Genomic DNA, 266 nt, shown 5'->3' on the forward strand with positions numbered 1-266 from the left:
TTGGGTTAGCGCAGATCCACAGCGACTGGAGCAAGTGCTGTATAACTTAGTTGGTAACGCAATCAAATACACAAGCGAAGGTAAAATCGTCATTTCTGCAAGCGTAGTAGATGACAATATCCGCGTTCAGGTGGTTGATACTGGGCAAGGTATTCCAGCAGATCAGCTTGACCACATCTTTGAACCTCTCATTCAAGCCGGAAGTGACTCAAGTCGTTATCGTCAAGGGGCGGGGTTAGGTCTATCGATTAGCCGACAGTTAATTG

General features: G+C 46.6%; 1 protein-coding gene. It reads left to right on the top strand.

Going from position 1 to position 266, the window contains the following annotated elements:
- Positions 1–266: sensor histidine kinase (locus tag AYW76_RS18725; RefSeq protein ID WP_231872661.1), on the top strand; the 266-nt coding region annotated here is incomplete at both ends.

Origin of the sequence: Marinomonas gallaica (assembly GCF_001639745.1) — a bacterium.
GTDB classification, from domain to species: domain Bacteria; phylum Pseudomonadota; class Gammaproteobacteria; order Pseudomonadales; family Marinomonadaceae; genus Marinomonas; species Marinomonas gallaica.